Raw genomic sequence first — 1,556 nt, forward strand, 5'->3', positions numbered from 1 at the left:
GGCGTAGCTGGTGGTGCCGTAGCGGCAGGTGAAGCCGCTGGCGGCCGGGCCCACGTACAGGTCGTTGTAGTTGCTGTTGATGCCCGACGTGGTAGTGGCAAAGTTCAACGCATAGCGGCCCTGGGCAGCGGTCTGCGTCACTACTACCAGGTTGTTACGGAAGTCAATGTCCGTGGCCGCTCCGGTCTGGTAGAAGCCGGTGTTGGACGTTTGCGCATTGTTTGGGCTATCCATCACCACGGTGTTGTGGTAGTAGCGTGCAAAGCTCGAGCCCGAGTTGTAGAGGCCGTAGGTCGTGCCAAAGCTGAAGAAATTATAAATCAGGTTGTTGACCACGTCATTTTCCGTCCCGGCCGCGCCCGAAGCGCTGCTGAAGTAGATGCCATGCGCCGGCAGGGCGCTGCCGCTGGCCGTGTTCGGGTCGTGAATGCGGTTGCGCTCGATGGCCAGGCCCACGCAGCTGGTCACATAAATACCATAGAAAGTGGACGTACCCACCCGCGTTTCACGGTGAATGTTATTGTCGGTGACGCGCGCGCCACTGTAGTTGGCCAGGTAGAGGCCGTAGTTGAAAAAGTTGCGCACCACGCAGCCCGTCACACGCGCGTTGGTGCTGCGGCTGGTGGCCGAAATGCCCGTGAGCGTGATGCCGTAGGCCCCGCCGCTGATGGAGTCGTTCTCAATGCGCAGCCCGCTGGCGTCGCCGCCCGAAGAGGTCGTGGTTATCGAGCCGCTCACGGCAATGCCCGCGTTGGCGGTGGTCAGCGTGGCCGCGATGGGGGCCAGAATTACGCAGTTTTTGATGCGGTTGTTGGTGGCTTGGCCCACTAGGTTCACCCCGATGCCGTACTGCGGCGAGGACGCCAGGTCGATGGTCAGGTTTTGCACGGTCAGGTAGTCGGTGCCGTTGAGCAGCACGGCGGCCGGCTGCAACGAGGTGCCGCCGTAGTTCAGGTGCTGCTTGGCCGCGCCGCCGTCTACCACAATGGTATCGGTGGCGCTCACACCGGCCACCACGCCCAGCGAAAACTGTTCCTGGTACGGGCCGTTGAGTACGTTGAAGCGCACCGAACCGGCAATGCCCGCGTTGTTAAGCGTAGTCGCCGCCTCGGCAAAACCGGTGAAATTGGTAGCGCTGCCCGCCGCCTGCTGGTTGATGGTGTAGGTGCCCACCAGGGGCGTGTAGTAGTTACGGCTCAGGCTGCTGCTCACCGTGGCGCTGCCATTCAGTACGCTAGCCGTCACGGTCAGGGTATTGCGCCCACTAATCATTGTGATAGGCGTGGTGAACGAAAAGCTTTGCGTAGCACCCACGGCCAAGCCGCCAGTGGGGGTGAGGGTTTGAGTAACGGGGGCTGCGTTGTTGAACACGTACTGCAACTGCACGCTGGTGAGCGGCACGGTGCCGTTGTTGCTGATGGTGACCGTGACGGTGCGGGCAGTCAGCGTCAGAGGCGGGACCGGCGAGTCGATGCTGCGCAGCGAAACGCTGGCCGTGTTGGCCGGCGGCGTGAATTCGTAGGCGCCCAGGTCGGGCGCGGTGGTGCTGCGGGTGG

1 protein-coding gene is annotated in these 1,556 nt (G+C 62.6%); it reads right to left on the reverse strand.

All coding sequences use genetic code 11. The features are described 5' to 3' along the window. On the reverse strand, positions 1–1,556 hold a 1,556-nt coding region (locus tag ACYVDE_RS22335; RefSeq protein WP_460503739.1), incomplete at both ends, for a right-handed parallel beta-helix repeat-containing protein.

The sequence above is a fragment of the Hymenobacter agri genome, from assembly GCF_054778495.1.